Consider the following 2,298-nt stretch of genomic DNA (forward strand, 5'->3'; position numbering starts at 1 on the left):
AAAAAATATGACAGCCATTTTTTCGGAGGTACTCCGATGTAGCTTTGGTACTACTGTGGTGAATTGCTTCAGCACGCTATTCTACATCCTTCGTCGGAATGTGAACGATGAATCGAATGTTTCATATTCTGCCCATTTGATGCAGGTAGGCTCTAGCCTTTTTGATGGAGCCTTGATTTTTTTGTCACTTTTTGTATCCAAACAAAAAGTGAAGAAGATTAGTTTAAGAAATGTAAATACCCTTGCTTCTGCAAACCCAACTTCGTTTAAAAACACCGCAGCATACCCCAAAAGAAAAAAAGCAGCGCACACAGCACTGTGCTCGGTTATCGGCAATGCAAAGGCAAAGCAATTCATTACCTTAACCCCCCAATCCCTTCATTAAAAAAAGTTATTGAACCCTATGCACGAAGAAAAAGTGGAATGGACAGAAATCATTGAACCCCGGTCGCATTTACTCGATTTAAAACTACACGAACTATGGCGTTACCGCGACCTGTTGGTGATGCTGGTACGCCGAGATTTTGTAGCCACCTATAAGCAAACCATCCTGGGTCCCATTTGGTTTTTCATCCAACCCTTGTTAACCACCGTTACCTATATGCTCATTTTTGGCAATATTGCCAAAATATCTACCGATGGCTTACCGATGGCGGTGTTTTATTTGGCCGGTATTACCATTTGGAACTATTATGCCGATAGCCTGAATAAAACCGCAACGGTGTTTAAAGACAATGCCAACATTTTCGGAAAAGTATATTTTCCCCGCCTCATTATGCCGTTGAGTATTGTGGTATCGAACCTGGTTCGATTGGGTATCCAGTTGAGTTTGTTCCTCCTCATTTGGGGCTATTATTTCATCAGCGGTGCCCAATTGCACCCCAATATTTACTTATTATTGGTGCCGGTGGTCGTGCTGCTCATGGCCCTGCAAGCCCTGGGTTTGGGCATGATCATCAGTGCCCTCACTACCAAGTACCGCGACCTGATTTTTCTGTTGACGTTTGGGGTACAGTTGTTGATGTATGCCACACCGGTGATTTATCCCTTGAGTGCCTTACCCAAAAAATATGCCCTATTGATTCATGCGAACCCACTATCGGAGCCGGTAGAGTTATTTCGCTACGCCTTTACGGGTAGCGGACAGGTAAGCTGGGCCGGATTGGCATACAGTGTGGTATGTACGCTGGTAATGTTAGCCTTGGGTACCCTTATTTTCAATCGGGTAGAACGCAAATTCATGGATACGGTATAAGCCAAGGCAGAAAGACCTTCCGTATCAAAACAAATGGTTAGACAAATCAAAGGCCGATTGGCCGACAAGCAAACGCAAGCAGGTACATGCAAAAAACAGGTAAATTTACGCCATGCAACCCGTGATAGAAGTAGAAAATATCAGTAAGCAATACCGCTTGGGCGAGGTAGGTACCGGCACCTTGAGCCACGATTTAAAACGTTGGTGGTACAGGGTGCGTGGTAAGGAAGACCCCTTTGCTCGTATTGGCGAGGTAAACGACCGCAGCACCAAGGGCGAGAGCGAATATGTATGGGCTTTGAAAGATATTAACTTTAGTGTACAACCCGGAGAAGTATTGGGCATTATTGGCCGCAATGGGGCAGGCAAAAGCACCTTATTAAAAATACTGTCGAAAACCACGGCACCCACCACGGGCCGTATTAAAGTGCGGGGGCGGATTGCCAGTTTATTGGAAGTAGGCACGGGTTTTCATCCCGAGTTAACCGGTCGGGAAAATATTTACCTGAATGGGGCTATTTTGGGCATGACACGCAAAGAAATCAGCCGCAAGTTCGACGAGATTGTGGATTTTGCCGGGGTGGAGCGCTATGTAGATACCCCCGTAAAGCGCTACAGCAGCGGCATGTATGTACGCTTAGCTTTTGCCGTGGCCGCCCATTTAGAGCCGGAGATATTGATTGTAGATGAGGTATTGGCCGTAGGCGATGCGGAGTTTCAAAAAAAATGCTTGGGGAAAATGAAGGATGTGAGTGTGAATGATGGCAGAACGGTTTTGTTTGTAAGCCATAACATGGGGGCGATCTATACTTTATGCAATTTAGCACTGTATCTTAATAATGGCAAAATAAACTTAAGTGGAAATGTTAATGAAGTATGTAAAAAATATTTGAGTGAAAATCAAGATATTTCTATTGGTTATGAAGCTAAAAACAATTTAAATAAGACAGGTTTGTACATACAAAAAATTGAGTTAAAGGATACAAAAGAACAAATGAAAAGCAGGTTTACTGATAATGAAAATATTTTTATACATTTTTCGT

The 2,298-nt window shown here is 43.5% G+C and carries 3 protein-coding genes; all 3 read left to right on the forward strand.

Annotated elements, in window-relative coordinates; genetic code table 11:
- The coding region (locus tag ACP5P5_RS13625) for a hypothetical protein (protein WP_428286663.1) at positions 1 to 385 on the forward strand (385 nt) is incomplete at its 5' end.
- A gap of 18 nt (positions 386 to 403) precedes the next feature.
- On the forward strand, positions 404 to 1,255 hold the full coding sequence (locus tag ACP5P5_RS13630; protein WP_428286664.1) for an ABC transporter permease: 852 nt from the start codon (positions 404 to 406) through the stop codon (positions 1,253 to 1,255).
- 112 nt (positions 1,256 to 1,367) lie between these two features.
- Positions 1,368 to 2,298: ABC transporter ATP-binding protein (locus tag ACP5P5_RS13635; RefSeq protein ID WP_428286665.1), on the forward strand; the 931-nt coding region annotated here is incomplete at its 3' end.

The sequence above is a fragment of the Hydrotalea sp. genome (assembly GCF_049968455.1).
GTDB lineage: Bacteria > Bacteroidota > Bacteroidia > Chitinophagales > Chitinophagaceae > Hydrotalea.